The organism is Paenibacillus sp. V4I3, assembly GCF_030817215.1.
Taxonomy (GTDB): Bacteria; Bacillota; Bacilli; order Paenibacillales; family NBRC-103111; genus Paenibacillus_E.
In genome coordinates this window covers 4581936-4607071 of record NZ_JAUSZA010000001.1, presented here as the reverse complement: position 1 = coordinate 4607071, position 25136 = coordinate 4581936, and the positions used below count along the sequence as shown (strand labels likewise).

Here is a 25136-nt window from a genome sequence, read left to right as displayed (position 1 = left end):
TATTCACCATCCTATACTCTCAAACCAGAGTCCCGGTTGTTTCTTCTCTAAGGCAACCCTAATATAGTTAACCATATTGTCAGGTAGCTCCTTCAAATGAAACCACTTCAATTGCTCGCACTTTTCTGGCTCTTTATTCGTAATCTCACCTTGCCAGCTATGTACGCTTAGAAAGAAGTCCACCCATTCCGACGATGTATTTTTGCGATGCATAACACCTATGATTTCAATATCTGTAGGCTTGATGACAACCCCAGCTTCTTCTTCCGCTTCTCTTATTGCAGCTGCGATAACTTCTTCATCGCCATCCATCCTGCCTGCAACAACGCTCCAATTGCCGTCTTGAAACCCGGTATTTTGCCTCTTCAATAATAAAACCTTTTCGTTCCGATAAAACAATACGTGTACGGAGCCATATAAAATAGGCGTTCTCAAAATGATCCCCCTTGATTGCTTCTTATTCATTAACATTCAGACTCTGATAGGACAAAGCAACATCCAATTGGCCATCATCATTCGGTAACATCGCGATATCAACTTTCCCGTTTCCATCGAAATCAGCAACGGTTAAGCGTCCATTCGTTCGGCCCCAAGGTCCAAAAACCGAGAGCAGCTTGTATTCATTCTCCGTTGTCTGTAGATACACACGGTTCGTAAAATTTTTGTTGTCAGAGCGCAAAATATCTTCCTTCCCATCCCCGTTAAAATCACCGAATCGGACGCCGCCGAGCTCATCGGGAATGTTAAGTGATACCTTATTAAGCTTCCATTGCATGCTCGCTGTATCCAATTCAAATTCCACGCCTTGGGAGGTATTCTCTTTAAATAAAAACAAGCGCTGGCTGTCCTCATTTCGTAAATTTCTCACAAGTAGATCCCTTGAAGAAGTTGACCTGAACGTGTAGGGCTTAATTTCTTTAACTTTTCCTCCATGCATATAGACACCTAGAAGTTGACTTCGATCTTGCGATTGACCAGTAAGGATACAGTCCCCATTGGGCTGACGCAATTCATACAAATCGTACCAACGTTTAGCCGGAATCGTCCAAATTTGTTGTTGCGCGAACGTAGTCCCATTTGAAGAGTAGCTCTCAAGCTTGCCGGAAGGTCGAACGACCCAAAGACCCTTTTTATTCCGATCATTCATCCCATTAAGTGTAAATGATGAGCCATCTGCATACGGTAAGGACGCCCAAACCTGTGGTGCAGGTTGGTTTTCATTGCGTAATCCTTTGTACTGAGCTTGAATAACCGACAAATTGGAGGTCTTCTTATCCCATGTCACAATGTCATTTTGATTCCTGCCTGTTACGTTGCCAATTTGTACGAGCGTAGATTTCGTGTTTCCAACCTTCAGACTCACAGATGGTGTAAAGGGAACGTAATCATGTATGGAATAGAACGGATAACCCTTCAAGTGAATTTGTGTGACGAGCCTTTGTAACACACTTTTATTTTCACCAGCGTATTGATATTGCGGTAAACCGTCTTTCATCATCTGTTCACCCCAATCATCCACGACCGGCACCAGATGGCTGAACTCCAAAAAAGGATGATAGAAAAAAGAGTTAATTCGCTCTGTTTTCCCCATTTGATTAAGAATAAACTTCTCATCTTTCCCACTAGGTATATAAGAAAGTGTTGTCGGAACGAATACATTACCAAACGACGTATTGCCAAAGCCCTTATTTTGAGTATTCCTATATTGAGCTGCAGGTGGGTTGGAATCGATCGTAACATCTGGTTGATAAAAGAGGCCAAAATAAGAACGAAACACCTTATCCTGTTCTGGCGTTGTATGATAATGCGGCGCTTCCCAGAAATGAGGCGATAAATTAGCAAGGCGAAAACGGCGGTAACCTTCTTGAACACGCTGTTCCGCAAAAGCAGTAGTCGCAGTTTCAGGTTTATCTAAGACATTAAATTCGTTGCCTATACCCGAGGCTTGATGTCCATCCTCACGAAAAACATCTCCCACCTGATGGGTATAGCCATGCATGCCGATAGATCCGCCATGCTCCACAGCGTCGCGTAGAACTCGATCAAAAGCTTGAATATACTCGTTATCCAATTGATCGATAGCACGATCATAACGTGTACCGTCTTGACTTATATTGATCCAACGCGGGACGACCGCCATACTGTAGTGAACATGCTGCTGATGCAAATAGTCAAAGACGGCTCTTAGCTTTCCGAGCCCTTCAGGTGTACTATAATAGCCACCAGGACCTATGTCCTCTAACCGAAGCATCATGAATCGCGGATTATTGTCGGCTCCTTCAACGGTGATGATGTGAGTTAAACCGATGTATAAACATAAAGAAACGATGCCTGCTATCACATACCGCATCCAATTGTTTTTCTGTAATAAGATCCTCAACATGCAAACTCCCCCCAAGGATGCTGGATCATTTTTCTAAACCAATCGTTTCACAAACACTATAGGTCTATTGGACTATATCCATGGAAAATTGTCTACTATAAGTTATTACGATAATTTTTGGTGCTAATAATTGAAGTGCTTATACCAAATACCAGCATACTCAGGTACCACATGCCAATTATTTGCCCTTACTTGATTTCCGAAATCCTCTCCAAAGAAATACGAGGTTAACTGCGCAGCCTCATTCACATCTTTGAACTTATAATCGGTGGCTAGTGAGGTGTGTTCAAACCCATATTCGGTTTCTAATAACTGATAATAGGGAGCCAAATAATCATATCTCGTCGGTTCCACAAACCCCGTTCCCAAAGTCTCCAGAATAATCACCGTTCCGTCTGGTCTAAGAATCCGTCTAATTTCAGACATCATTTGTTTCAAATTATACTCCCAACCCTCATTATTCGAGCTAGCTAGATAACATAAGCTCCACCCTGCTACGACGAGATCCTTGCTAGCGTCCTCAATTGGCAGTGCTCTATGGTCGGAAATAATCGTTCGCCAGTTAGTTTTACTAGATAATGTCGTTAACTTTTTTTCTAACACACTCAGCATGGCTTTGGAACTATCCAAGCACCAAAGTGAATTGGCATCTGCGGCCAGAAACATGGAAAGCCTTCCCGTTCCTGCCCCTAAGTCCACCACATCCAAATGCTCGTAAGGCCTTATCTCATGAATCACCTTTGCTAAATTTGGTTGCTTACTAATTAATAGGTCGTATGTTTCTGTGTTATCTTGATAAATGTTATTGTCTCGAGACATGCTTATTCCTCCTTCAAGTTTTTCTAAGAATAAACCTTAACCTTAGGTTAAGGTCAAGCGTTTGAAGGAGTTGGTGAAGGCGTGTATATTGAATACGCTTACAAGAGTGACTTCACAAATACACACCAATCTTATCACGCTGTTCATGATTTGAAAATAAAAAAGATACCGCTTTCAGGTTTGACTCAGTGGAACTGAAGTGCTACAATTCAAGCAAATTTGGTTGCAAATCATGATTGGAGGAATTGCTCCTGCCTCATTTTAAACATAAATGGCAATGGACGATTTTGGTCTGGATCATTCTTGGGTTGTTCGTATTTCCTTTGACACCGCCAATTTCACATCACTATTCTACCGATACTGATATACTCGTTCTATCCAATACGACCCATGTCTTAACCGTTCAAGATCAACCGCCTACCAAAGAAACAATACAAGCCCATGAAGACAAGATTCAAAGACACGAAGATTATGATAAACAATATGAGATGACTGTATTTGTTGTTTTTATCATTTTTATATTATCCAAAATATGGGAGATATTAAAAGGTATCTTATTAGCTTTTCTCAAATTCACATCGGGTTACACGGGCCTCATTCCTTCATTTTTCATTAGAACCCAACTGAATGAAATGTGGAAAAGAGGAATCCTTCATGTCAAACTTATCGGCTGGAGCTGAACACGCACGCTCCCAACATCAAAAAATAACCCGCATTAAATTTATACGTAGAATTTTTTTCATGCTCGTTGGATCTGCCTTATTTTCTATTGGTTTGGAAATTTTCTTAGTCCCCAACAATATTATTGATGGCGGCGTTGTAGGGATTTCAATCATCGTCTCTCATTTAACAAAAATCCCATTAGGCGTATTTCTCGTTATTTTGAATTTACCCTTCTTACTTTTAGGTTACAAACAAATCGGCAAAACATTTGCCATTTCTACCTTGTTCTCTGTTGTCCTTATGTCCGTAGGAACCTCTCTACTGCATCCGGTACAAGCGATTACCATCGATCCTTTGCTAGCCGCAGTTTTCGGTGGAATCATACTTGGTATCGGTGTAGGATTAGTAATTCGCTCAGGCGGTTCGCTCGATGGAACAGAAATTGTAGCCATTGTATTTAGTAAAAAATCGCCATTCTCGGTCGGCGAAATCGTTATGTTTTTCAACTTCTTTATTCTCGCCAGCGCAGGCTTTGTCTTCGGTTGGGATCATGCGATGTACTCGCTCATTGCGTATTACATTGCCTTCAAAATGATTGATATCACCATCGAAGGCCTCGATCAATCCAAAGCTGTCTGGATTATCAGTGATGAATCCGACAAAATTGGCGAAACTATAACATCCCGACTTGGGCGCGGCGTAACCTACCTTATGGGTGAAGGCGCATTTACAGGAGATGACAAGAAAGTGATCTTCAGCGTCATCACCCGACTGGAAGAAGCCAAGCTAAAGTCCATCTTGGACGAATTGGATCCTAAAGCTTTCCTTGCCATAGGCAATATCCATGATGTAAAAGGCGGAAGATTTAAAAAGAAAGATATTCATTAAAGGGAAATAGCAAGAAGAGGTTAAACAGGACATTCTGTTTAACCTCTTCTTTGATTTTTTGCACGATAGGGATTTAGAATTCGCCGAGTTGGGCGATTCTTTATGAAATGCATTAAAGAGAATCCTGCCGGCTCGGGCCTCTTAAGGTTGATTTTTATAATCAACAAGTTCCTCTGTCAACTTGCGGGAACAGCACACAAGCGTCCTTAGTTCCAGTAGTTCCTCAGATCAACCTTCTGGCCAAGCTTTGCACTATCGAGGGCACCAAGCACCATCGCCATGCTCTTGATGTTGTCGCGGCAGTCCGTCTCCGCGCGGCGGCCTTCTTCCAGCGCCGCGAACATCTCGTCCAGACTGCCGGCGTGGCCGCTGCTGCCGGGCCAGTTCACATCCGCGTCCACTCTCGTGTAGTCGCGGATGAACTTGCCGGCTTGGTCGCCGGCGGCGACGATCTCGGCGTATGGTGCGCCGCTTCCGTCCCACAGAGCAGTGCCCTGCTCGCCAGTCACACGCCAAGCCGCCTCCCAAGAGGTCGGCGCCCCTTCCGCGCACCAGGAGCCGCGGTAACAGAACACAGAGCCGTCTGACAGCTCATAGATGCAGATCGCAGAGGCATTCCCGGCGTACCACGAGCCAGGCGGGTTGAATTCCTGGCAGTACACCGAAACGGGGTCTGCCCCAGTAATAAACCGAGCCTGATCGAAAGAATGGATCGCCATGTCTAGAATGAGCGGGCTTTCCATCGCTTCGCGAAAGCCCCCAAAATGCGGCCCCAAAAAGAAATCGGCGCCGACATAACCAACGCGGCCGATCGTGCCCGCGTTAATAATCTCCCGCAGTGCGCGGATGTTCGCGTCGTAGCGACGGTTCTGCATGACGGAGAAGGATCTTCCCGTCCGCTCCGCCAGCTGCACTAGCTCCCGCGCTTCCGCCATCGTGGCGGCCATCGGCTTCTCACCGAAGACGTCACATCCCTGCCTGAGTGCTGTACCGCACACCTGGAAATGACTGGACGGAATCGTGATGTCCAGCACCAGATTAGCACCGCTTTCCTGAATAGCTTGCTCCAGATTGGTGTAGACGCCGCAGGTAAGACCATGGCGGTCGGCCATTGCTTGTGCGAATTCCGTCTTAATATCAACAAGCGCGACAATGTCGCTATCCTCACGTTTTAACATATACTCAACCCATACATTCGCCATGCTGCCGCAACCAACGACCACGATGTGATACTTACTCATCTCGCACATTCCTCCAATATCATTCCTAAATTGCGTATAGCTACCTTGTTACGCTTTATTTTATCCCTTTTCTTAGGGACATTCTCTATCCAATCTTGTGAGAATAGGGTCAAATATTGTGCCCAGTAATTAATCTCCTCGGTATGGCTCAAATAAATCAAACATAAAGTGCATGGCCTCTTCCTCATCTTTGCCTTTTGTGAGCAAACGAAGTGATGTTCCAGCTTTGATCGGGACTAGAAGCATGCCCAGTAGGCTTTTTACATCCACAATGTGGTGCTTATGATCAAGCTCAAAGTCTATCGTAATGTCCGAAATAAAATGAGAAGACTTTGCAGAGATGGCCGATAGATCGCCTCGTTGTAGATCTGAAAGGATCTCAAATTCATGTACTCTCATAAACAAACCTTCCTTTTCTATAAATTTCGGTTTAATTGCTCTTTCTGCGGTATTTCTTCCATTTGCGATAGCTTCTCCGAACAACATTCAAAGCAAAGTCGGGAATGGGCATTTTACGCACCCACGGATAATAGAAACGATCATACGCATTTTTGAGATCGTCCCACATGGGACAATATTCACTTTTCATAAAGTCAGACACGTCGACTACTAATCCTCTGCCATCTTTCATCATCACATTTTTCCCATGTACGTCATGAGGATTTAAGCCCCTGCTAACTGCGTAAGCGAGTGCTTCATCTATGTCTATAATGACTTGTCGTGGAATCGGAAGCCCTCGATGTAAGCATTTGTATAAAGTAACTCCAGTCAAACGGCGCAATACCAAATAATTATCCCCCGCATGCAAGCATTCTGAAAATGCGGGATGTTTCCCTAGACGTCTGTATACTTCCTTTTCCTCCCCAATTCCCGGTCTGCCTGGCGCATATACTTTAACAACGACCTCAGGGTAATTCGGATGCGCAAGTACGGCTGCATAATTACCAGAACCAACTAGCTTCCATGGCTTAGGTATATAGTGTACAACAATAGGATCGTAAGGTTGTTTACTGTAAAGCTCCAGACTCGGGAGCAATTGGTGTTCAATTTCAATCAACCAAGGCTTTAACATAGATCTATTTCTGCTCCCCTTCCATCTTTTCTTTACCTACGAATAGGCGAAGGAAAAGTGGTTTGTTAATTGCTGCTATGTGTGGTATTATACAAAGATATTTGTGTAAAGTGAAGTGTTGAACATGCCCTATAATAATTTGCTAGATTCCCATACAAAAATGAAGCTAATCCCTTGACCCTTGGTCAAGGGATTTTTTTTCCTTGGGGAAACACTTCTGGAGGAGGTCATCATTGATGAACAACGACAACAAATCATCATTTTGGGCGATATGGCTATCCTTAATCAGCAATATCATTCTCACCATCATGAAAATCGTCATTGGTTTGCTGTTTCATAGTGAGGTTTTATTAGCTGATGGGGTTCATAACGCAGGTGATATTATCGCCACGATCGCTGCACTTAGTGCAATGCAAATTTCCAAACTTCCAGCCGATGAAGACCATCCCTATGGCCATGGCAAAGCAGAGGTGTTAGGTTCTGGATTTGTAGCTTTTATCCTTGCGTTAGCTGCTATTTATATTGCTTATCATTCGACAGCCGCATTTTTCCACGATCCTCTAACACCTAGCTTAATTGCCTTTATTGCAGCAGCTGTGTCTATGGTTTGGAAATACGTCCTCTATGTATATACGATGCGGATTGGCAGCAGAACGAACAGTAAGGGGCTAATTGCAACAGCCAAGGATCACTTGGCCGATGTCTACGCCTCACTGGCGGCAGTTATTGGAATTGGATTGGCCTTTGTTGGTAAAACTTATAACATACTCTGGTTATCCTACGGAGATGCAGCGGCGGGAATTATCGTTTCATTATTGGTTTTGAAATTAGCTGTGGAAATGGGCAAGGAAGCCTTTGATGTCCTGATGGAGAAAACAGTGGATCAACAAAAGCTGCACCAGTATACGCTGTTAATACAAGCGGTTCCACAGGTGAAAAGAATTGATCGTATTCGCGCAAGAGAGCACGGTCATTACATTTTAGTGGATGCCAGGGTTGCGATTCACGGTGAGCTGACGATTCAACAAGGTCATGATATCTCCCGTGCTATCAAGAAATCCATCATGAAACAACATAGCGATGTTGTTGAAGTGCTTATACATTTGAACCCATGGTACCAAGAATAAGTCTCAATTTTTCATTTAACAAAAATAAGTTTATAATGGGCTCAACAACATGAAAATAACAGAAAGCGGTGCTGTAATGTCAAGCAATGCTTATTATTTAATCTTTTCTGTCATTTTAATAGCGGCAGTCTTATTTACAGTGATCATTGGTCACTCCCGAACAAATAAAGACGGCAATCCCGAATATGACAACAAAACCAAAGGTAATTGGTCTCGACTTACGTTCTTCTATGTAATTGCTATTGCCCTTGGAGTGCTTGCGCTAATTATCTATGTAGTCAACCGTACATCCACGTGAATTAAAAAGACGCTAGCCAGGATCTTCATCCTGATTAGCGTCTTTTTTGTAGAGCATAGCTGAAAGGTCTTACTTCTCCTCAAAAAAACGAAGATAAGCGCCATAGCCTTCCTTCTCCAGATCTCCTAACGGAATAAACCGAAGTGCAGCTGAATTAATGCAATATCTAAGACCATTAGGTCCTGGACCATCATTAAAAACATGGCCTAAGTGGGAATCGGCCTCATGGCTTCGCACCTCTGTACGTACCATGAGATGACTAGTATCCGTTTTCTCTTTCACACTACCTTCAAATACCGGTTTCGTGAAGCTAGGCCAGCCACAGCTCGAATCAAATTTGTCGTAAGAGCTGAATAATGGCTCGCCGGAAACGATATCCACATACAGACCCTTCTCATGAGAGTCCCAGAACTCATTCTCAAATGGACGCTCTGTCCCATTATTTTGCGTTACTTCAAATTGAATTGGTGTTAATTTTTGCTTACGTTCCGCTTTATCCTTGGCTGTGTTCCAATGCTTCTCAATATAGGAATCACGTCCTGATCCTTTGCGGTAGGCTTTGTAATGCTGTGGATTTTTGTGATGATAGTCCTGATGATAGTCTTCCCCAGGATAAAAAGCTTCAGCATCAATTCGAACGATTTCTGTTACAATAGGACGATCAAATCGGCCGCTATCCTGAAGGGCTTGCTTGGAAGCTTCGGCCTTCTCCTTCTGCTGGTCGCTATGGGCAAAAATGCCAGTCCGGTAAGACGATCCGCGGTCATGGAACTGACCTCCTGCATCAGTGGGATCAATTTGACGCCAAAATGTATCAAGTAATCTATCATAAGGATATAGTTCGGGGTCAAATGTAATTTGAACAGCTTCTGCATGACCTGTTGTTTCCGAGCATACTTCTTTGTAAGTCGGATTACTTGTGTGACCGCCAATATAACCTGACACAACGGATATAATACCTGGCAGTTCCTCGAATGGTGTCACCATGCACCAGAAACATCCACCAGCAAAAGTTGCCTTTTCATAATTGCCTTGCTGAACGTTATCAACCATTTCATCATCACCTCTTCCTTTCGTATCCCTTCTATCATACCAAAAGATGACCAAACAACCAAAAGACACCGTTCATCCAGAACGGTGTCTTCGTAATAAAGCTGAATCTTACAGGTTGTTAAAGATATCCGTAAGAACAGGTACGATTTGAGATTTACGTGAAACAACGCCTTTGAGCAGCGCTTTGTTGTCTACAAGCGTAACATTGTAAGCTTTCTCCACAGCGTCTGCTTTACGTCCAAGAGCAAGACCGACGGAATCATTGTTAAGAATGTCTGTCACAACAAACAAGAACAAGTCCAGGTTTTTCTCAGCGATGATGGCATTAAGCGCGGTTTCAATCTCAGCTTGCTGGGAAAGAACATCATTAACATCAACCGCATTCACTTGTGCGATTTCGGCTTTGTAGCTGCCCATTTGGAATTCTTTTGCGTCCAAGGAAATCAATTGTGCAACTGTTTTATCACTTAGATCTGCTCCGGCTTTCAACATTTCCAGACCATAAGTCTCAGCGTCAACGCCAGCAATTGCTGCAAGTTCACGAGCAGCGGCAACATCTTGCTCCGTGCAAGTCGGGGATTTGAACAACAAGGAATCCGAAATGATAGCTGAAAGCATCAAACCTGCGATGTCTTTGTCGATGGAAACTCCGTTTTCTTTATACAATTTATTTAGGATGGTTGCTGTGCAACCAACTGGCTCTGCGCGGTAGTAAAGCGGGTGGCTAGTCTCGAAGTTAGCAATACGATGGTGGTCAATTACTTCCACAACACGTACTTGATCGATGTCTGCAGCACTTTGTTGACGCTCAACATGATCTACCAAGATGACATTAGCTGCTTCATTCGCTACAGTCTCAACTTGACGAGGTGCTGCAACTTTAAAAGTATCCAAGGCATATTGTGTTTCACCATTCACACTGCCTAGACGAACAGCCTCAACCTCTTGGCCTAATTTCGTTTTCAGTGCAGCATAAGCAATTGCTGATGTGATTGAATCAGTGTCCGGATTTTTATGTCCGAAAATTAGTGTTTTTGACATTGTACGACTCCTTAACCGAAATAGTGTAGTAAGAGCTTATAATCTCTATTTACGATTATACTAAAAAATCTCGGTAAATCCACTACTAAACCAAAAGCTTTAGTGTGAATTAAAAAATGGACTGAAATTTGTCTAGTTAGACTTGTTGATCCAGGGTAAACGGCATATGCTGTGTTTTGGGATGCGTGGATTTGTTAAGTTTGATATGCTTAGTAAGTCAAATTGCTAACGTTTACTTTGATCTTCAAGTTGTTGTATTTTTTACAACAATAGGCAAGCAAATCCGCGTTATCTACGCGATTGTTGCATAAAATACAACCTTTTCTCCCAAAAGTAACTCTATAGAAGGAAATAAGGCTTATTTGTTGTACTGCATACAACATTGATAGCCGTCTGAGAAGAAACCCACGATAATTGTTGTACGATGTACAACATCACCTCAAATATTTTGGTAATGCGTAAGCCTCTTACACGGTAGTTTGCTTATACTCTACGGATCACTTTTTTGTTTTTCCATTTTTAAATTATTTGATTGAGTGTTACCTGCGATCCAAAAAGGAGTTCGAATGAACGCAAAGTGAGGTAATATCTTAAAGTTTGATTAATTTATTTTCTCATCGAATATACTAATCATTTAATCCCTTTCCATTGCGAATTTGCTGCATACATTTTTCAACCCTTGACTCTCGAGTTTTGGATTGTTTGGGTTCAGAAAAATAAAGAATGTATGCTCTTTGCCGTCCCGGGGTCAATTCTTCAAAAGCAGTTTTCAAGTTAGGGATTTCATCGAATTTATTTTGAAGTTCTTCAGGGATTAAGAATTCTGTATTCTTCTTAAAATTCACTTCCAAACCGGCTTTTTCAACTTCAATGGCTTCATGGATATAGGCTTTCAAGATGGTTTCCATTTCAACTATTTCTTGAACATTGGTGAACCGAATCTGGCGCGCCGCCTGTACATTCTCCGTTTGTTGGATTAGAATCCCATGGGCATCCTGTAACAAGGCACCTTTGTGAAACAGAAGCGCACAATATTCTTTAAATCCATGTATTAAAACTATGTTTTTTTTCTCAAACGTGTAACAAGGATGCATCCACTTAAATTCTTCGGTCAGCTCACAGTCAAGAACGATATTTCTCAACTTCTCATATTCTTCCTTCCACTTTTTAGCTTTACTTAAAAATTCATCAACCTTAGGATTCATTCTACTATTGGTCATCAAGGAATACCCCTCTTCAATTTTTCGATTAGCTAACAGTCAAGAATGATCATTCTCAATTTCTCCAATTCTTTTCTGTCACTTTTTGGCTTTACTTAGTTCAACAGTAAGCCATCCTTCGAAGTGTTACATTCGTATCCTTGACAGAAAACAGGCATGAAGAGACTAACATATTCTTTTAATTCGACGTTGTGTTTTCGTACTCCTTGCTATCAAGGTAACGAAACCATGCCAGGTAATGCTCCAAATATTTTGTTGCAACCCCATTAAAGCGGTCCATCCATCTCTTCAGTCGACTATGGTAGCTATTCGCATTCTGGATATGGTAAATACCCCTGACTCTTGAATTTCATCAATCACACGTATAGGAGCTTTCGTACCCTTGGTTCGTGACTGCAAATAGAGAATAAGCTCTTGTTTGCCCTTATTGTCCAAGTCGCCGGCAAGCTTCATCAGTCCCTACAAATCCATACAGTAATCAATATTTTAAGAAAAGGCTGCCAAACTGGCTTCCTAATTCTCCTTCTAACCGTGTACAAGAAACATTCTAAAAATTCACTTTCACAATCTCACTTTACCAACTAGCAGACTTATTGATCTCAACGGGGATAACATTACTTCCTTCGTCCCGAATATAAAAGCTTCTGAACCCAAGTAGCAAAATCATCTTCGCCATGAACGACAATTCGACTTAGTTCATATGGCGATTGGTTCGATGATGCATACCCCTCCTTCGTTGTGAAGGCATAGCTGTATGCCTCTTCTTGTAAGATTTTTAACGTATCTTCGTTGTACTCGCCATAAGGATAAGCAAAAACATTTGCGCTCTTCCCAAGCGCCTGCTCAATACGTCGGCGCGATTCCGTGATCTCCTCGCGCTGCTGTTCTATGCTGAGCCGCGGGAGATGCGGATGTGTCATGCCGTGCGGCGCTATGTCCCACCCCGCCGCGCTCAGCTTTTGCACTTGTGGCCAGCTCAAGTAGCCTGGCTGGCCAATGAATCCTGGCGACAGGAACAGCGTCGCCGGAAAGCCATGTCGTTGGAGGATCGGCATCGCCACCTCAGCATTGTTCGCGTAGCCGTCATCGAACGTGAGCAGCACCGGCCTCTCTGGTGACGGCTGTTTCTTCTCGATGATGCGCGCGAAGTCGCCCAGCGTCAACGCGGTGTAGTGATGCGAGGCCAAATAATCCATTTGGCGCGCGAACTTATCGGGGTGGAGCACGTACGTGTTCCCTGGCTCCACCCCGATGCTGTGGTAGTTTAGCACGGGAATTGCGATCCCGTGCTGCTGCTCATCCGCCGCGGCTCGGGACGCGGAAGCTCGGGTTGCTGCTGGCGCGAAGCATCCCAGTATGAACCCCGCGAGCACGAAGACAGGCGAGTACATTCGCACAATTCGCAAATATTTATTAATCCACATATCATTCATAGTCCACACATCTCATTCAAGTATTCTCCTACACTTCGCTTACTTCTCTTACAACTCTCGCATACTAAACACGAAATCGAATCGCATAACCCCTGCACATGTCAACTCAGCTTCTCCGTCCCCTTCGGCTAGTATGTATATATTCCTACTATTACAGTCAGTTACTCTAAATGATAATTGACTTTCTCTGGATCTCAGCCGTCCCAAACAATCCCGCTTTATGCTTACGCTCTATGCCTTACGCCCTACACCTTCCGCTTATTATAACCACGATCCTCAAATGGCTGGAGCTCCTCAAGCCACTTCTCTTCCAGCTTTTTCAGCGCATCGTTTTCGTCGAAGTAACCGGTCTCCTTCACTTTGAGCACTTCTAGAACCTCAAGCACGAAGGCATCGCCACCGAATTCGTTCCAATCCTTCTGAAGTAACTGGTTCCGATGCGTGCCCATTTGTAATTCCATTAGCTTTCCATTCATAGATTTTAAATTCTTCGTGCTTATAACCCACATCTTGCCATTCATCGTATTCCGGACTTGAAATACACCGGCTTCCTTCTTCGTTTCTTTATATTGCTGCTGCAGCTCTTGTCTACGATTCATCTCGTTGATCTCCTTTTTACTCATGTTGTTCATATTCATCCTTTCAGCCAATATTGACTTCCGTCTGGTTGCCGATCGAGAAAGCCATATTCAATCAAATATCTGCGTATTTTCACATAATCGTGAAAGACTGGCTTGATAATCTCGTTTACTTCCTTTTCTCCATAAAAGCGATCCTGTTCGAATCGTTTAGCGATTTCACGCAGCACAACGATTTTATGCTTTTCTTGCTGTGAAAATGAGACTAATTCGCCTGACGTTCCATTAGGGAAATACTTCTTAACGATCTTCTCGTACTCATCTTGCGTAATATTGTAGCGATCATCTACCATCTTAGCCGTTTTGTGAATCTCTACAAAAGCTGGCGCATGCTGGTCCTTCTCTCTCAACAGCTCCATCATCGTCACGAAAATCTTGGCTTGGCGCTCTTTCTCCTTCAATCCAAATCGATGATTCCGTATGGTTGAGGAACTGCCAATATCCAACTCCTTTTGGATTTCACTATCGCTCTTTCCTTCATAGAAAAGCTGAAGCAAACTATTCTGATGATCGGTTAGACCTGTAAGCTTTTTATCCAACCCGATGAAATATTGAAAGACAGAACCATGCGCATGCTGAATATGCCATTTCAGATAACGCTCTGCCTCATACAAGACACCATCCTGGGGATAAATAATTCCCGCTTCAGTTCTCTTGCCGCAAAGCAAACAAATGTAACCATCATCTTCCTGTATATAGCCACATTTCCACTCATCGAGTGAGGCTTTCCAGAACATTTCTGACATTTCCAAAGTAAACACTTCCTAATAAAGTTTATTATATAATAGACATTATATTATTTTGTTTACAAAAATGTCAAACCTAAGCACAAAAAAGAATCCCTTTCAGATAAAAGGATTCCTTGTTTCTCTTCCTATTTGTTTCACCCGCGAGAATTTCTCATCGCAAATAATAACTTAGGACCATCTTCACGCCCCGTACCTGCTTCAACGAACTGCTGGTAGGCTTCAGATTCCATGGGGTAGATCGCAATTTTGCCCTCTTCATTGTAATGCACACCCCAACCGTGCTTTTTTGGAAGCATGGATGCTCTTAAACAAGGGTGGTTTTTAGAAAAAAGCTCCTCACGAATTTCATTACTGCGGGCTTCGATTTCACTCTGAGGGATTTGCTTATGTTGCAAATAGACTTCATAAATAAGCTCGCCTTGTGTATATTTGTATGGGTTCTGAGAAAGAAGCTCGTATTGGATCAAATGAGCGGTTTTACTATCCTTTTTCATGGAAGGTACAATTCCTACTTCAACTGGACAGTCTGCAGAAACCTGTATAAATGTATCCTTATAACTCATATGTGCGTCATCATAGGCCATTTAAGTTTAATTCCCTCCTTCTGCAAGTTGAATCAATTTATTCACGGTCTCCCAGTTCCTTGTTGTCGCGGATACACCTAGCTTCTTTTCGATGAAATTGTTGCTGAACTTTGATTCTCCGTAGTTTTTACGAATGAGTAAATACACGGTGAGCCCTCTGACGCGGAACTCGTCCACTTCATTTTGAAAGGCTTCTAATTTTGCGATAGCCGCATCGGTCGCTGATTGAGATAAAAAGGTTATATATCTTTGCTCATTCGCTTCTGCATTGACTAATTGGTAAGGGGTGTTCTCTACAACCTCATGCAATTCTTCTAATGTTCGGATGATAACAGGAATATCGAAAGTAAGTTGAACCTTCAACTCGTTCACAATTCGATCACGCACGACCGCAGGGTCTTCTTCCTCGCAATCAAAAATAACGTTACCACTTTGTATATACGTAATCACATTTTTATAATCCATGGATTCAAAAATGCTTCGCAGCTTTTCCATCTTGATAATCTTCTGACCGCTGACATTAATTCCCCTCAAAAGTGCAACATACTTCGGCATCGCATACCTCACAGCATTTTTTTAATTCCATTATACACCAATTAAGGCTTATTTACTTTCATACTAGCCTTAATTTCGTTGGTTGGTCACACAATCTTGATTTGAGCAAAACTAAACAACCTGAGTCCAACTAAATATTGGGCTCAGGTTGCATCAAATCTATTTAGTAATATCTATTATTTATTTTCGAATAAAAAAGCTTAGTACCGTATTCCAGTTCCTCTGTTCATAATAGTTGGCTCCAAGGTCTATGTTTTCGATCCAAGTTTCAGCGTTTGTGCTATGGGGATCGGTGACCATGACATTTGATTTGCTGCGATTGGATCTAATCCATGCCAATTGGTGTGATGGTAGAGAAATGGGATTAAAATCACCGTAAGTATCGGAAGGCTGCGTCACTAGTTTCTGTTGTTGACTCTTCAGCTTCACATTTACCAAAAAGGGAAACTGGCGTTTAGCTGGGTCAGTCGACCACTCCGCTTCTTTGGATCTTGAAGTTACGATATTCCGGAGACCATACCAAGTGAAGCTTTGCTCGACGTAACCCTTGGGTGTGTAGGGAACAGATTTCCCGGCAGGAATCCTCATAACCTTCAAATGTTTATTCGTTGTAGCTTCTCTTCCCACACCTTCGATATAGGCAAGTGTCTCATCTTTGCTCGCCCAGTCAAACCACATCTCGTTGTTAACCATTTGATCGATTGTTTTGAAAACAGTACCGTCTGCGGATAATACACACAGTGTATTGCTATCGGCCGACAGCGATGCAGTAGGCTTAGCCAAGAAAGCAATCCATTGTCCGTTTGCTGACCATTTGAAGATGCTGGTGCCCACAGCAAAAAAAGCGTCAGATTGTTTTGGCAGCACATACAACGTCTCAAAGCGGTTAGGATCGGCATTCGCGGTTAATGGTATTTTCATTATTCGTATCTGTGACCATCCGTCGTCTAAAAGTTTAGCTTCCGTTGAAACTATTAAACGACTTCCATCCGGATACCAGGAATAATTCCCGATACCCTCTGCAACTTTCACCGGTTTTGAAAATTCATCTGAGTCTATCCAATTAAGCTGCTGCGCTGTTAGAAATGCGAGAGAATTCCGATTAGGTTGCCATTGAAAGTTCCTTCCGCCTTCCTGTGCAACGAGATGATTTTGTCCAGTTTGAACCTGTAATAGCCACAGTTCCTGCTCATTTTCGCCCTTTGTGTAAGCTATCCACTGGCCGTCATAAGACCATTTCGGGTTTAATATGTATGCTCCTCGGGTTTGTTGTCTTTCGTTGTCACCGGCTTTAATCCATAGGTCGCCATTTCGAACGAATGCTGCTTTCAGCAGTTCAGCGGGCTTATTTGCATAAATAGTCGTGCTGTTCGTTATGATGAGTATTACAGCGGATATGGCAAGAATCGTATTTCTAAAAGCTCTCATGATTTTCCTCCTTATGGTAACTTACCATTTACGATTTCCTTTTGTTGTTAAGAACATACGGTGACATGACCTTTTGTAGTAGGACGTACACCAAATGTACTTGACATAGGATTTTCAAAGGAATCCGTGATATATTATACTTTTGGCAAATACTTTTTCAGGAGAGAACAAACCATGACGTATCCTGCTGCTACGAACTACGAAATTGCACAAGTTTGTTTACTAGCTGGTAAAATCATGCTGGAAAACGGTGGTGAAACCTACCGTGTCGAAGACACGATGACTCACGTCGCTGAAGCCTTTGGTGTGTCGAATTCCCATAGCTTTGTAACGCCGACTGGCATCATTTTCTCCATAGATGGGCCTGAGCAGACCACACGACTTATTCGTATATCCGCTCGATCGACCGATCTTCGCAAAGTCACGGTTGTGAATGCTGTTTCGAGACGAATCAGCCAAGGGGAATTAACACCCGAAGAAGCTTATCGGCTGCTTGAGGAAATTGATGTGGCCCAGATGCGTTATCCCGCTTGGTTTCAAATACTATCCGCTGCAGTTGCAAGCGGTTGTTTCTTAATCATGTTCCAAGGAGAATGGCATGATTTCTTACCTGCATTCGTTGCAGGCGGGGCTGGTTTAGCATTCCTTAACTATTTTAACCGGTTGGTTCCGATTAAGTTCTTCGCTGAATTTCTGGCTTCCTTACTCATTGGAACCATGGCTTTCTTGTTTGTCAAAATGGGGCTTGGCAATGAACTTGATACCATTATTATTGGCTCTGTCATGCCGCTTGTTCCGGGACTTCTTATTACGAATGCCGTACGCGATTTAATGGCAGGCCATTTCGTTTCAGGGGTTTCCAAAGGCGCTGAAGCCTTCTTAACTGCTTTTGCCATTGGAGCCGGCATTGCCTTTGTACTTTCTTTTTATAATGGGGAGGGAATTTAGGATGATGATGATTGAACAGCTCTTAACGAGTTTCATTGCAACTGCGGCATTCGCTATTCTTTTCAATGTTCCAAAGGGCACACTTTTGCAGTGCGGCTTCGTGGGGATGTGCGGTTGGATGTTATATGTTTCCATTCAAATGATTCCTTTAGACCCAATTCTGGCAACGTTGATTGCCTCTTTTTTCGTAACTGTTATCAGTCAATTTTTTGCGAAAATATACAAAACACCTGTTATTGTATTCAGTGTATCGGGTATTATCCCGTTAGTTCCTGGGGGCCTAGCCTATGATGCCATGCGTAATGTCGTCCTCAATCACTATGATCTGGCCGTACAGCTAGCAGCCAAAGCCTTCCTGTTATCTGGTGCAATCGCGATCGGACTAGTCTTCTCCGAGGTTCTTAATCAACTGTTTCGTCGAACAAAACATTGACCCTATTGAACTATTAGTAATAGTTCATGCCAACTTAATAGTTTATACCTATAAAGATGATCGGTTTTATATCTTAGATTTTTCCTGCTTTTCCCTTTAAAATAAGACCAGGAAGTAAAAACAGCTAATCTATGTAATGGAGTTGATCAGCCAATGAGCGAGCAAGCAAACCAACAAATCACAACAAAGTTCAACGAAATTGCTGACAAATATGATAGCCAGCGGAGAAAACTGATTCCTTGTTTTGATGATTTTTACCACACAGCATCTTCACTTGTACAGGCCGATCATGCATCTCCACGTATTCTCGACCTAGGCGCAGGCACCGGACTCTTCTCTTCTTATGTTATTAACCAATACCCTTATGCGAAGCTAACGCTAATAGATCTTTCGCAAAGCATGCTCGACATCGCTAAACAGCGATTTGGAGAAACCCAAGGCAACGTGACATACATAGCGGAGGATTATAGTATATTTGAGACTTCAGAACCGTTTGATTGCGTCATCTCATCTCTATCCATTCATCATCTTGAAGATCAGGCTAAGCATGACCTGTATGAAAAGATTTTCAAGTTGCTTAAACCAGGCGGGGTCTTCGTTAATGCAGATCAAGTCCAAGGCAGCAGCCCTTTCCTTGATCAATTGTACCGCTCTGATTGGGTAGCTAAAGTAGAAGCCACTGATCTAACTCGTGAAGATCTGCAAGCTGCCTACGAAAGGACGAAGCTGGATAAAATGGCTCCCCTTGATCAACAGCTGAGCTGGCTTCGAGCTTGTGGCTTCATTGACGTTGACTGCGTCTACAAATATTACAATTTCGTCGTGATGTACGCTCGAAAGCCAGTTGTTTAACCTTTTTACCAAAGGGTCGGTTTGGCCACCATAAACCACATCATCGACAGCGTAATGATGACATACCAGATTAATGCCTTGCGCAGCTTGTTGACTAAGATATCTCGATTCTCGTGTGGTGCCTTGAGCTGACGAAGCAGGGGCGAGAATGCACGGGCAATAAAGTACAATGAAGCAACCATAATGAGAACCGTGACGATAATCCAAGATGTTTTCCACGTCCATGCTGTTAACCACGTGAGTAAAATCCCTGTCGCAACAAGCACGTGGCCTGCATGCTTGGTAAACCGAACCGTAATGCGAAATGGCTCAAGGTAGACTGGCAATTGCTCGAATGGCGCATTACGAATTCTAGCCAATAAAGGAAACAGGATAAAATAAGGGCCTATACTTAAAACAACACTAAATATATGGATATATAAAAGCAGTACGTACCAAGACAATACCATCATCCGTTCTATATAAGAATTCAGCAAAACAGTGTAGATCCTTAGATCCACACTGTCTTTGTTCGTACTTATTCAGCCTTTTGAAATTCGTGTACCCATACTTTCATATGCGGCAGCCATGGCATACCTGGATGCATAGCTAAAATACTATCGCGGTACTCATCAACGGTCGTATGACCTTCTGCTTTTGCATGTTCCACAGTCAATTCACCCAAAGCTTGTTGATAAACGTTGGTAACTGTAAACGCTGTGCCTTGCAATTCCATCGTTTCACCGATATCTGCATAGCGTCCATTACGTCTGCAAGCTGTTTTCTCACCAGCAAGCACTTTGCTAACTTCAGCTTCTTTGGTAACGAGTCGGTCGATCGAACACGTTTTTGGTGGCAATGTTTCGTTCATATTAGTTCCCTCCTTTTGGCAGTTCTCATTATAACGAATGTAACTAGTTTTGTCGAACTACGCGGCAATCTTGTTATAATCATCTATTCTTACTTATATTTTGTCATGATCTCGGCAATCATCTCTTTCATCGCATCCACCAATTCCGATGGACTCTTTACTGTCGCCTCATTTCCCAAACCAAGAATAAACTTTGCGAAAAACGGGATGTCACTCTTCGCAATGTTACCGTCTAGCCAACCTGTGCCATCGTTACGAATATGTAATTTTGATACCGTCCATAACTCAGCCTCGCACTTCTGGACACCTTCTTTACTCAATTTCACATTTAAAATAACTTCCTCCTCTTCCGCCTTGTTAAGTGATTCCCTATTTCCAAGATGAACATGCCGTAGATCCATTGGTTTGGAAGCAGAAGAAGAAACTGCTGAATGAATTCTGTCACATCGGAATACACGAATATCGCCGCGAAGAAAGCAATAAGCTGGACAGTACCATAAGCCGTTGCTTGCATAAATGCCAATCGGCTGTATTTCCCTACTAGATATTCCTTCTCGCGATTCATAATCGATGAGAATGACCTTTTGATCGATAGCCCCTTCCAGTAAGATGGATAAGAAGGGGGATTCCGAATGTCTTGACGGCGTTATAAAGTCAACCCGGTTCTTCATTTGATCAATACGATCCCGGACATCTCCAGACATGTAGTTATAAAACTTACTCAATGCCGAAGAAGCTTCCGTCTTAAAGGGAAGGTCTGCGTAATGCCGCAAGGCATGACAGGCAAAAAATATAGCTATGGCCTCTTCCTCGGTAAAAGCGATGGGTGGCAGGATTCTTTCATTCAACACCTGATAACCGCCGTGAGGTCCCACTTCCGAATATAAAGGAACCCCTAACTCACTTAATTCCTGTAAGTCTCTTAAAATTGTTCTCGATGACACCTCAAACTCTTGGGCAAGTTCCTTGACAGTAAATTTCCTTTTGCGGTTAACGGTCATCATCAAAGCCAGGAGCCGTTTCGATTTGGGCATAACAATTCTCCGTTTTTTTATATATTTATGACAACTACTGTCACTATTATACGTTATTATTGACATTGAGCCCACAAGAATTTCTGAACATCATACGAAAGATGGTTTCGGATATTTTTCCGGGTCAATCCCATCCCATTGGCAATCAAGTTACCATCTGTATAACAACTTCTGAAAAGGAACAAGCGAAGCAACTATATAAATCGTTACGACAAGACGGCCAAGTAAGCTTGGAACTGCAAGAAACTCATTTTAGCCCTGCTTACGGTATGGTCATAGACAAGTTCGGTGTAATCTTTCAAATTTTCACTGCGCGTCAACGCTAACGTATTTGTTAAAGCAACTGATTTTCATCCATGGAACAATGGCAAAAAAACGGCTCCGTCCGCAACATTGCGAATGGGCCGTTTTCATTTTAATGAAATATAATTGACTGAATTCACGAAAACCTTCAGCCCGCCTGCTCTTCTAAAGGCGAAACACATTTTTCCAGCGGTAGGCGGAGCGTGATCCGTGTGCCCTTTTTACCGTCGCTCTCGAAGAGAAATTGCGATTCCTTGCCGTAGTACATGATCATCCGTGTGACCACATTTCGTAGTCCGAACAGGTCCTTTTCCTTTTTGAGGTCCGTCGAAACACCTTCTGCTGCTAGCTTAGAAGCTTCCTCTAGTTTGCTGCAAATATAGGCGAGCCTTTCGTTATTTACTCCTACCCCGTTGTCGCACACTTCGAGCACAAGCCGATTACCTTCCAAATACGAGGAAATGAAGAGTTCTCCGCCCCCACTCTGTTTTTCCAGTCCGTGCAGCACAGCATTTTCAACAAGCGGCTGCAAGAGTAGCTTCAATACATGATAAGGAACGCTTTCCTCGGCGATGTCGTACCGAACAGTAAAATGATCCAAGAACCTCAACTGTTGGACTTTAATGTAATATTTCAAATGTTCGATTGTCTCCCCGACTGCGAACGTTTCGTTTCCCTTGTTCAGGCTTAGCCGGAAAAATTTCGACAGATTAAGCACCATTTCGCTGATTTCATCCGCTTCATAGTTTTTGGCTGTCCAATAGATGGAGTCTAGTGTGTTGTATAGAAAATGCGGGTTAATCTGCGATTGCAAAAACTTAAGCTCCATTTTGGACAGTAAAAGCTGCTTCTCATAATGGTCACGAATAAGTGTCTTCTGGTTCTCAGCCATCCGGTTGAACGATTCGATAACGTACCCCAGTTCGTCTACACGCGTATCTTCCAGTTGGATGGTGAAATTACCTGTTCGGAGCTGCTTCATCCCATAAGCTAGCTTCCGCAGCGGAGCGGAAATCCCCCTATAGATGATCCACGAAATCCAAACGGCTAGCACCAGACTGACGGCTAAAATCCCATAACTAAATACCTTTAAAGAGTCGGTATGGCTGCGAAGCTCCTCCAAGGGCTGCTCCATCATGAGCGACCATCCGGAAAACTTCGACTTCACGCTGATCGTAACCATTTCTGTACCGGTTTGCTGCGACTTACGGATGGACCTAACCTCGTTCACGGTGTCCCAGACTTGGGGATGTACACTCGCTCCCGTACCTGTGATCGAGCTTCCATCGCTGCCAAACAGATAGATGTTCGCATTTTTAGAGGGAAGAAGCGGTTTCGCCAATTCGATTAAGGCGCTTTTTTTGACAGAAAGCACGAGCAGATTCGGATTAATGAGTGTCCTGTTATAAGGATCCATCGTCCGGATCAGATGAACGCTGTCTGCATCAAAGTAAGATTCACCCTCCTTCGGCGTAAAAAAAACCGTACCCCCACTCGATTCCATTAAACGCTGGTACCACTCCTGCTTCTCCGCTCCTTCGGGCAGCTTACGCCCCCCAAGTTTAGTAGAAATGACGGTACGTGACGGCATATGGATGATGGTTATTTGATCCACAATCAAATTGACTGTCGTCATGTTCGTTATCTGGTCCATCACTTGTGCAAAATGAACGAACGACTGTTTTTCCGGCTCCTGCCCGACGGACTGCAGTGTCGAGTTCATGTTCATATCGAAAGCGATCAGTGAAGAAAGCTGTTCGAGGTTCTGCAATGTCAGGTCGATGTAATCCGTCATCGTATGCAAAGCCCCTTCTGTCCTCTCACCCGTTTGTACTTCTAAGACTGTCTGTGATTTTGCGATGGCAAAAAGACTGAAGCCCGCGAGCGGAAGCAGAATCAGTAAAAAGTACCATGTCAGCCGAATCTGAATATAACCAGCCAGTATTTTGCGCACTTTGGGCAGGATTTCTTTTAACATATGGGTATCCCTCCATTCGTGCCTGTCACTTTCCGGCTACTTGCCGGTTTCGCGCCACCATTCGTTCACTTCTCCGGTTATTTCATCACCGCCAGCATCCTTCCATTTCTTCACAAAGGCATCGAATTCCTCGATGGGGCTCATTCCCGCGATGATTCGCGTAAATGTCTCTTCTTGCAGCTTGGACAGCTTGACGTGATGCTTGCCCATTGCGGGTGTCGGCGGACCATTAAACCGGTCTTCCATCAGGTTGCTTTCGATCCGCTGCAGGTTTTCGTATAGATGAAACTGCTCGCCGAGTGCCTCCAGCCGATCCCGAGTTATGTCCCGCTCTGCGGTATCGACCAACGACCCATAGATGCCCCGATACCCATGCTTCGTGTGCTCATCAAATCGGATAGAAAGCTTTCCGTTCACTCGGGTCCAAATTTCGTTTTCAAAACCGAGCTTCAAGCTTGTTTGACCGGGTCCTGCGATAAAATCGAGAAATTTGACAACCGCTTCCGCGTTTTGACTCTTGATGGGCACAACATTGTAAGAACGGACGTTTGAAGTGCTGTAGACTCCGTGTTTGCCATTAGATCCGATCGGAAAATCAAGCGGGATCCATACCGCTTTCGGGTCGTTATTGCGGTTAGCTGCTATGTGGGTGCGTGTGTCAGACCAAGCCGCGGAATATAAGCCGACCTTGCCAGTCGCTATCTTTTCGCCAAGTACATCGATTTTATTGAGCGGGAATTCCGGGTCCAGAATATTCTGGTCGTACAGGCTATTTAGGTAAATGAGTGCTTCTTTCATTTCTGGGAGGATACCGGAGTATACCAACTTACCGTCCCGCTCATACCAGGCGTTCATTTGTACGCCGAAGGCGCCAAGAAATGGCGACGTTCTCCTGAGACGTTCCAGGATCGAGAGGCCAAAAGTATCCTTAATTCCATTTCCGTCCGGATCTCCTTCGGCAAAACCCTTCATCACCGCCGTAAACTCTTCGATTGTTCGCGGAGGCTGTAGGCCGAGCTTGTCCAACCAGTCTTTTCGAGCGTAAACGATTTCCGTTCCCTTCACTTCGTTCAGACTAGGTATTGCGTATATATGGCCATCGACGGTTACATTGTCCCAAGCTTCTTTTGGGATTTTGGCTTTCAGGTGCGCCCCATACTTATCAATATAGTCATTTAAAGGCATGAGCGCCTTTTGATTCACGAAATTGATAAACCAAGAGGGATTGCTCGTGTTCAGCAGATCCGGAGGCTCCCCAGACGTCATAATGACGTTTAGCTTTTCATCATATCCATTCAGCGGCGGTAGTGTCACATACACCTGTACGCCGATGTTTTTCTCGATATAGTTAAGGTAGGGGTTGTTATTCTCATCCATACCTTCCGGAAAGTTCATGCCCAGGCTGTTCACTACGATTCTAATGACCGGTTCCTGAACAGCCTCCGAAACTTTATCTTGATTCTTTGACCATTCCGGAAAGCTGCATCCGACGGTAGCGAAGCATGTGAGTAAGGCGAGAATGGCTGCGCTATTTCTTTTCATTACT

Annotated in this window: 27 protein-coding genes and 2 pseudogenes; 8 read left to right on the top strand and 21 right to left on the bottom strand. The window is 43.5% G+C overall.

Translation table 11 applies throughout. The features are described from left to right. Nucleotides 1-3 precede the first annotated feature (3 nt). The 3 genes from QFZ77_RS21140 to QFZ77_RS21130 all read right to left on the bottom strand — a co-directional run bounded on the left by QFZ77_RS21140 (nt 4) and on the right by QFZ77_RS21130 (nt 3202). Nucleotides 4-435 (bottom strand): NUDIX domain-containing protein, encoded by a 432-nt coding sequence (locus QFZ77_RS21140; RefSeq protein ID WP_307442416.1) that lies wholly within the window; start codon nt 433-435, stop codon nt 4-6. A 22-nt stretch (nt 436-457) separates the two neighbouring features. Then, on the bottom strand, nt 458-2383 hold the full coding sequence (locus QFZ77_RS21135; protein ID WP_307442415.1) for a DUF2334 domain-containing protein: 1926 nt from the start codon (nt 2381-2383) through the stop codon (nt 458-460). Between the two features lie 123 nt (nt 2384-2506). Further along, nucleotides 2507-3202, bottom strand: a complete 696-nt coding sequence (locus tag QFZ77_RS21130) for a class I SAM-dependent methyltransferase (protein WP_307442414.1) — start codon at nt 3200-3202, stop codon at nt 2507-2509. Nucleotides 3203-3438: 236 nt separating this feature from the next. On the opposite strand from QFZ77_RS21130, the gene QFZ77_RS21125 reads away from it, so the two are divergent. Next, nucleotides 3439-3882, top strand: coding sequence for a hypothetical protein (locus QFZ77_RS21125; RefSeq protein WP_307442412.1), 444 nt, complete (start codon nt 3439-3441; stop codon nt 3880-3882). Then, nucleotides 3857-4753: a YitT family protein gene (locus QFZ77_RS21120; protein ID WP_307442410.1), complete on the top strand. Its 897-nt coding sequence runs from the start codon at nt 3857-3859 to the stop codon at nt 4751-4753. The genes QFZ77_RS21125 and QFZ77_RS21120 overlap by 26 nt, the downstream gene beginning before the upstream one ends. Nucleotides 4754-4959: 206 nt before the next feature. Here QFZ77_RS21120 and QFZ77_RS21115 read toward each other — a convergent pair whose 3' ends face one another. The 3 genes from QFZ77_RS21115 to QFZ77_RS21105 form a co-directional block, all read right to left on the bottom strand. Beyond that, a complete protein-coding gene (locus QFZ77_RS21115; protein ID WP_307442408.1) occupies nt 4960-5994 on the bottom strand; it encodes a Gfo/Idh/MocA family protein in 1035 nt (344 codons plus the stop codon). A 129-nt stretch (nt 5995-6123) separates the two neighbouring features. Further along, nucleotides 6124-6393 carry an HPr family phosphocarrier protein gene (locus QFZ77_RS21110; RefSeq protein ID WP_307442406.1) on the bottom strand — a complete coding sequence of 90 codons (270 nt, stop codon included), beginning with the start codon at nt 6391-6393 and terminating at the stop codon, nt 6124-6126. Nucleotides 6394-6424: 31 nt separating this feature from the next. Next, nucleotides 6425-7066 (bottom strand): serine/threonine-protein kinase, encoded by a 642-nt coding sequence (locus tag QFZ77_RS21105; protein WP_307442404.1) that lies wholly within the window; start codon nt 7064-7066, stop codon nt 6425-6427. Between the two features lie 236 nt (nt 7067-7302). Here QFZ77_RS21105 and QFZ77_RS21100 point away from each other — a divergent pair, with 236 nt between their 5' ends. After that, nucleotides 7303-8193 carry a cation diffusion facilitator family transporter gene (locus tag QFZ77_RS21100; protein ID WP_307442403.1) on the top strand — a complete coding sequence of 297 codons (891 nt, stop codon included), beginning with the start codon at nt 7303-7305 and terminating at the stop codon, nt 8191-8193. A gap of 76 nt (nt 8194-8269) precedes the next feature. After that, complete coding sequence (locus tag QFZ77_RS21095) at nt 8270-8491, top strand: hypothetical protein (protein ID WP_307442402.1); 222 nt, start codon at nt 8270-8272, stop codon at nt 8489-8491. Between the two features lie 69 nt (nt 8492-8560). Here the strand turns inward: QFZ77_RS21095 and msrA are convergent, their stop codons facing one another. The 10 genes and pseudogenes from msrA to QFZ77_RS21045 all read right to left on the bottom strand — a co-directional run bounded on the left by msrA (nt 8561) and on the right by QFZ77_RS21045 (nt 17192). After that, nucleotides 8561-9544, bottom strand: coding sequence for a peptide-methionine (S)-S-oxide reductase MsrA (gene msrA / locus QFZ77_RS21090; RefSeq protein WP_307442400.1), 984 nt, complete (start codon nt 9542-9544; stop codon nt 8561-8563). Between the two features lie 108 nt (nt 9545-9652). Then, entirely contained in the window at nt 9653-10585 is a 933-nt protein-coding gene (locus QFZ77_RS21085; protein WP_307442398.1) for a manganese-dependent inorganic pyrophosphatase, read from the bottom strand. 626 nt (nt 10586-11211) lie between these two features. Continuing rightward, on the bottom strand, nt 11212-11805 hold the full coding sequence (locus tag QFZ77_RS21080; protein ID WP_307442397.1) for a YdeI/OmpD-associated family protein: 594 nt from the start codon (nt 11803-11805) through the stop codon (nt 11212-11214). 100 nt (nt 11806-11905) lie between these two features. Next, nucleotides 11906-12148 (bottom strand): annotated as a pseudogene (locus tag QFZ77_RS21075) (IS1595 family transposase); the annotation flags it as partial. Between the two features lie 271 nt (nt 12149-12419). Further along, nucleotides 12420-13238, bottom strand: coding sequence for a polysaccharide deacetylase family protein (locus tag QFZ77_RS21070; RefSeq protein WP_307442395.1), 819 nt, complete (start codon nt 13236-13238; stop codon nt 12420-12422). A 245-nt stretch (nt 13239-13483) separates the two neighbouring features. Then, on the bottom strand, nt 13484-13837 hold the full coding sequence (locus tag QFZ77_RS21065; protein WP_307442393.1) for a GIY-YIG nuclease family protein: 354 nt from the start codon (nt 13835-13837) through the stop codon (nt 13484-13486). A 35-nt stretch (nt 13838-13872) separates the two neighbouring features. Further along, nucleotides 13873-14628 (bottom strand): DUF2087 domain-containing protein, encoded by a 756-nt coding sequence (locus QFZ77_RS21060; protein ID WP_307442391.1) that lies wholly within the window; start codon nt 14626-14628, stop codon nt 13873-13875. 131 nt (nt 14629-14759) lie between these two features. Further along, the gene (locus QFZ77_RS21055) at nt 14760-15209 is read right to left on the bottom strand and encodes a DUF6157 family protein (protein ID WP_307442389.1); all 450 of its coding nucleotides are present in this window, start codon (nt 15207-15209) and stop codon (nt 14760-14762) included. A 6-nt stretch (nt 15210-15215) separates the two neighbouring features. Continuing rightward, complete coding sequence (locus QFZ77_RS21050) at nt 15216-15764, bottom strand: DUF1697 domain-containing protein (RefSeq protein ID WP_307442388.1); 549 nt, start codon at nt 15762-15764, stop codon at nt 15216-15218. Nucleotides 15765-15944: 180 nt separating this feature from the next. Then, complete coding sequence (locus QFZ77_RS21045) at nt 15945-17192, bottom strand: TolB family protein (protein WP_307442386.1); 1248 nt, start codon at nt 17190-17192, stop codon at nt 15945-15947. A gap of 174 nt (nt 17193-17366) precedes the next feature. Between QFZ77_RS21045 and QFZ77_RS21040 the strand changes: the two genes are divergently transcribed. The 3 genes from QFZ77_RS21040 (at nt 17367) to QFZ77_RS21030 (ending at nt 19425) form a co-directional block, all read left to right on the top strand. Continuing rightward, nucleotides 17367-18140, top strand: coding sequence for a threonine/serine exporter family protein (locus QFZ77_RS21040; protein ID WP_307442384.1), 774 nt, complete (start codon nt 17367-17369; stop codon nt 18138-18140). Between the two features lie 4 nt (nt 18141-18144). Beyond that, nucleotides 18145-18573, top strand: a complete 429-nt coding sequence (locus QFZ77_RS21035) for a threonine/serine exporter family protein (protein WP_307449699.1) — start codon at nt 18145-18147, stop codon at nt 18571-18573. A gap of 153 nt (nt 18574-18726) precedes the next feature. Beyond that, nucleotides 18727-19425, top strand: a complete 699-nt coding sequence (locus QFZ77_RS21030; protein ID WP_307442383.1) for a class I SAM-dependent methyltransferase — start codon at nt 18727-18729, stop codon at nt 19423-19425. Nucleotides 19426-19430: 5 nt separating this feature from the next. Here the strand turns inward: QFZ77_RS21030 and QFZ77_RS21025 are convergent, their stop codons facing one another. The 3 genes from QFZ77_RS21025 to QFZ77_RS21015 form a co-directional block, all read right to left on the bottom strand. Beyond that, nucleotides 19431-19901, bottom strand: coding sequence for a DUF2269 family protein (locus tag QFZ77_RS21025; RefSeq protein WP_307442382.1), 471 nt, complete (start codon nt 19899-19901; stop codon nt 19431-19433). A 41-nt stretch (nt 19902-19942) separates the two neighbouring features. Then, nucleotides 19943-20275 (bottom strand): ASCH domain-containing protein, encoded by a 333-nt coding sequence (locus tag QFZ77_RS21020; RefSeq protein ID WP_307442381.1) that lies wholly within the window; start codon nt 20273-20275, stop codon nt 19943-19945. A gap of 89 nt (nt 20276-20364) precedes the next feature. After that, nucleotides 20365-21309, bottom strand: coding sequence for a helix-turn-helix transcriptional regulator (locus QFZ77_RS21015; RefSeq protein WP_307442378.1), 945 nt, complete (start codon nt 21307-21309; stop codon nt 20365-20367). Nucleotides 21310-21410: 101 nt separating this feature from the next. On the opposite strand from QFZ77_RS21015, the pseudogene QFZ77_RS21010 reads away from it, so the two are divergent. Continuing rightward, nucleotides 21411-21635: pseudogene (locus QFZ77_RS21010) on the top strand (VOC family protein); the annotation flags it as partial. Nucleotides 21636-21760: 125 nt separating this feature from the next. Here QFZ77_RS21010 and QFZ77_RS21005 read toward each other — a convergent pair. Beyond that, nucleotides 21761-23590: a cache domain-containing sensor histidine kinase gene (locus QFZ77_RS21005; RefSeq protein WP_307442377.1), complete on the bottom strand. Its 1830-nt coding sequence runs from the start codon at nt 23588-23590 to the stop codon at nt 21761-21763. Between the two features lie 36 nt (nt 23591-23626). Further along, nucleotides 23627-25132: an extracellular solute-binding protein gene (locus QFZ77_RS21000; RefSeq protein ID WP_307442376.1), complete on the bottom strand. Its 1506-nt coding sequence runs from the start codon at nt 25130-25132 to the stop codon at nt 23627-23629. Between the last annotated feature and the right edge of the window lie 4 nt (nt 25133-25136).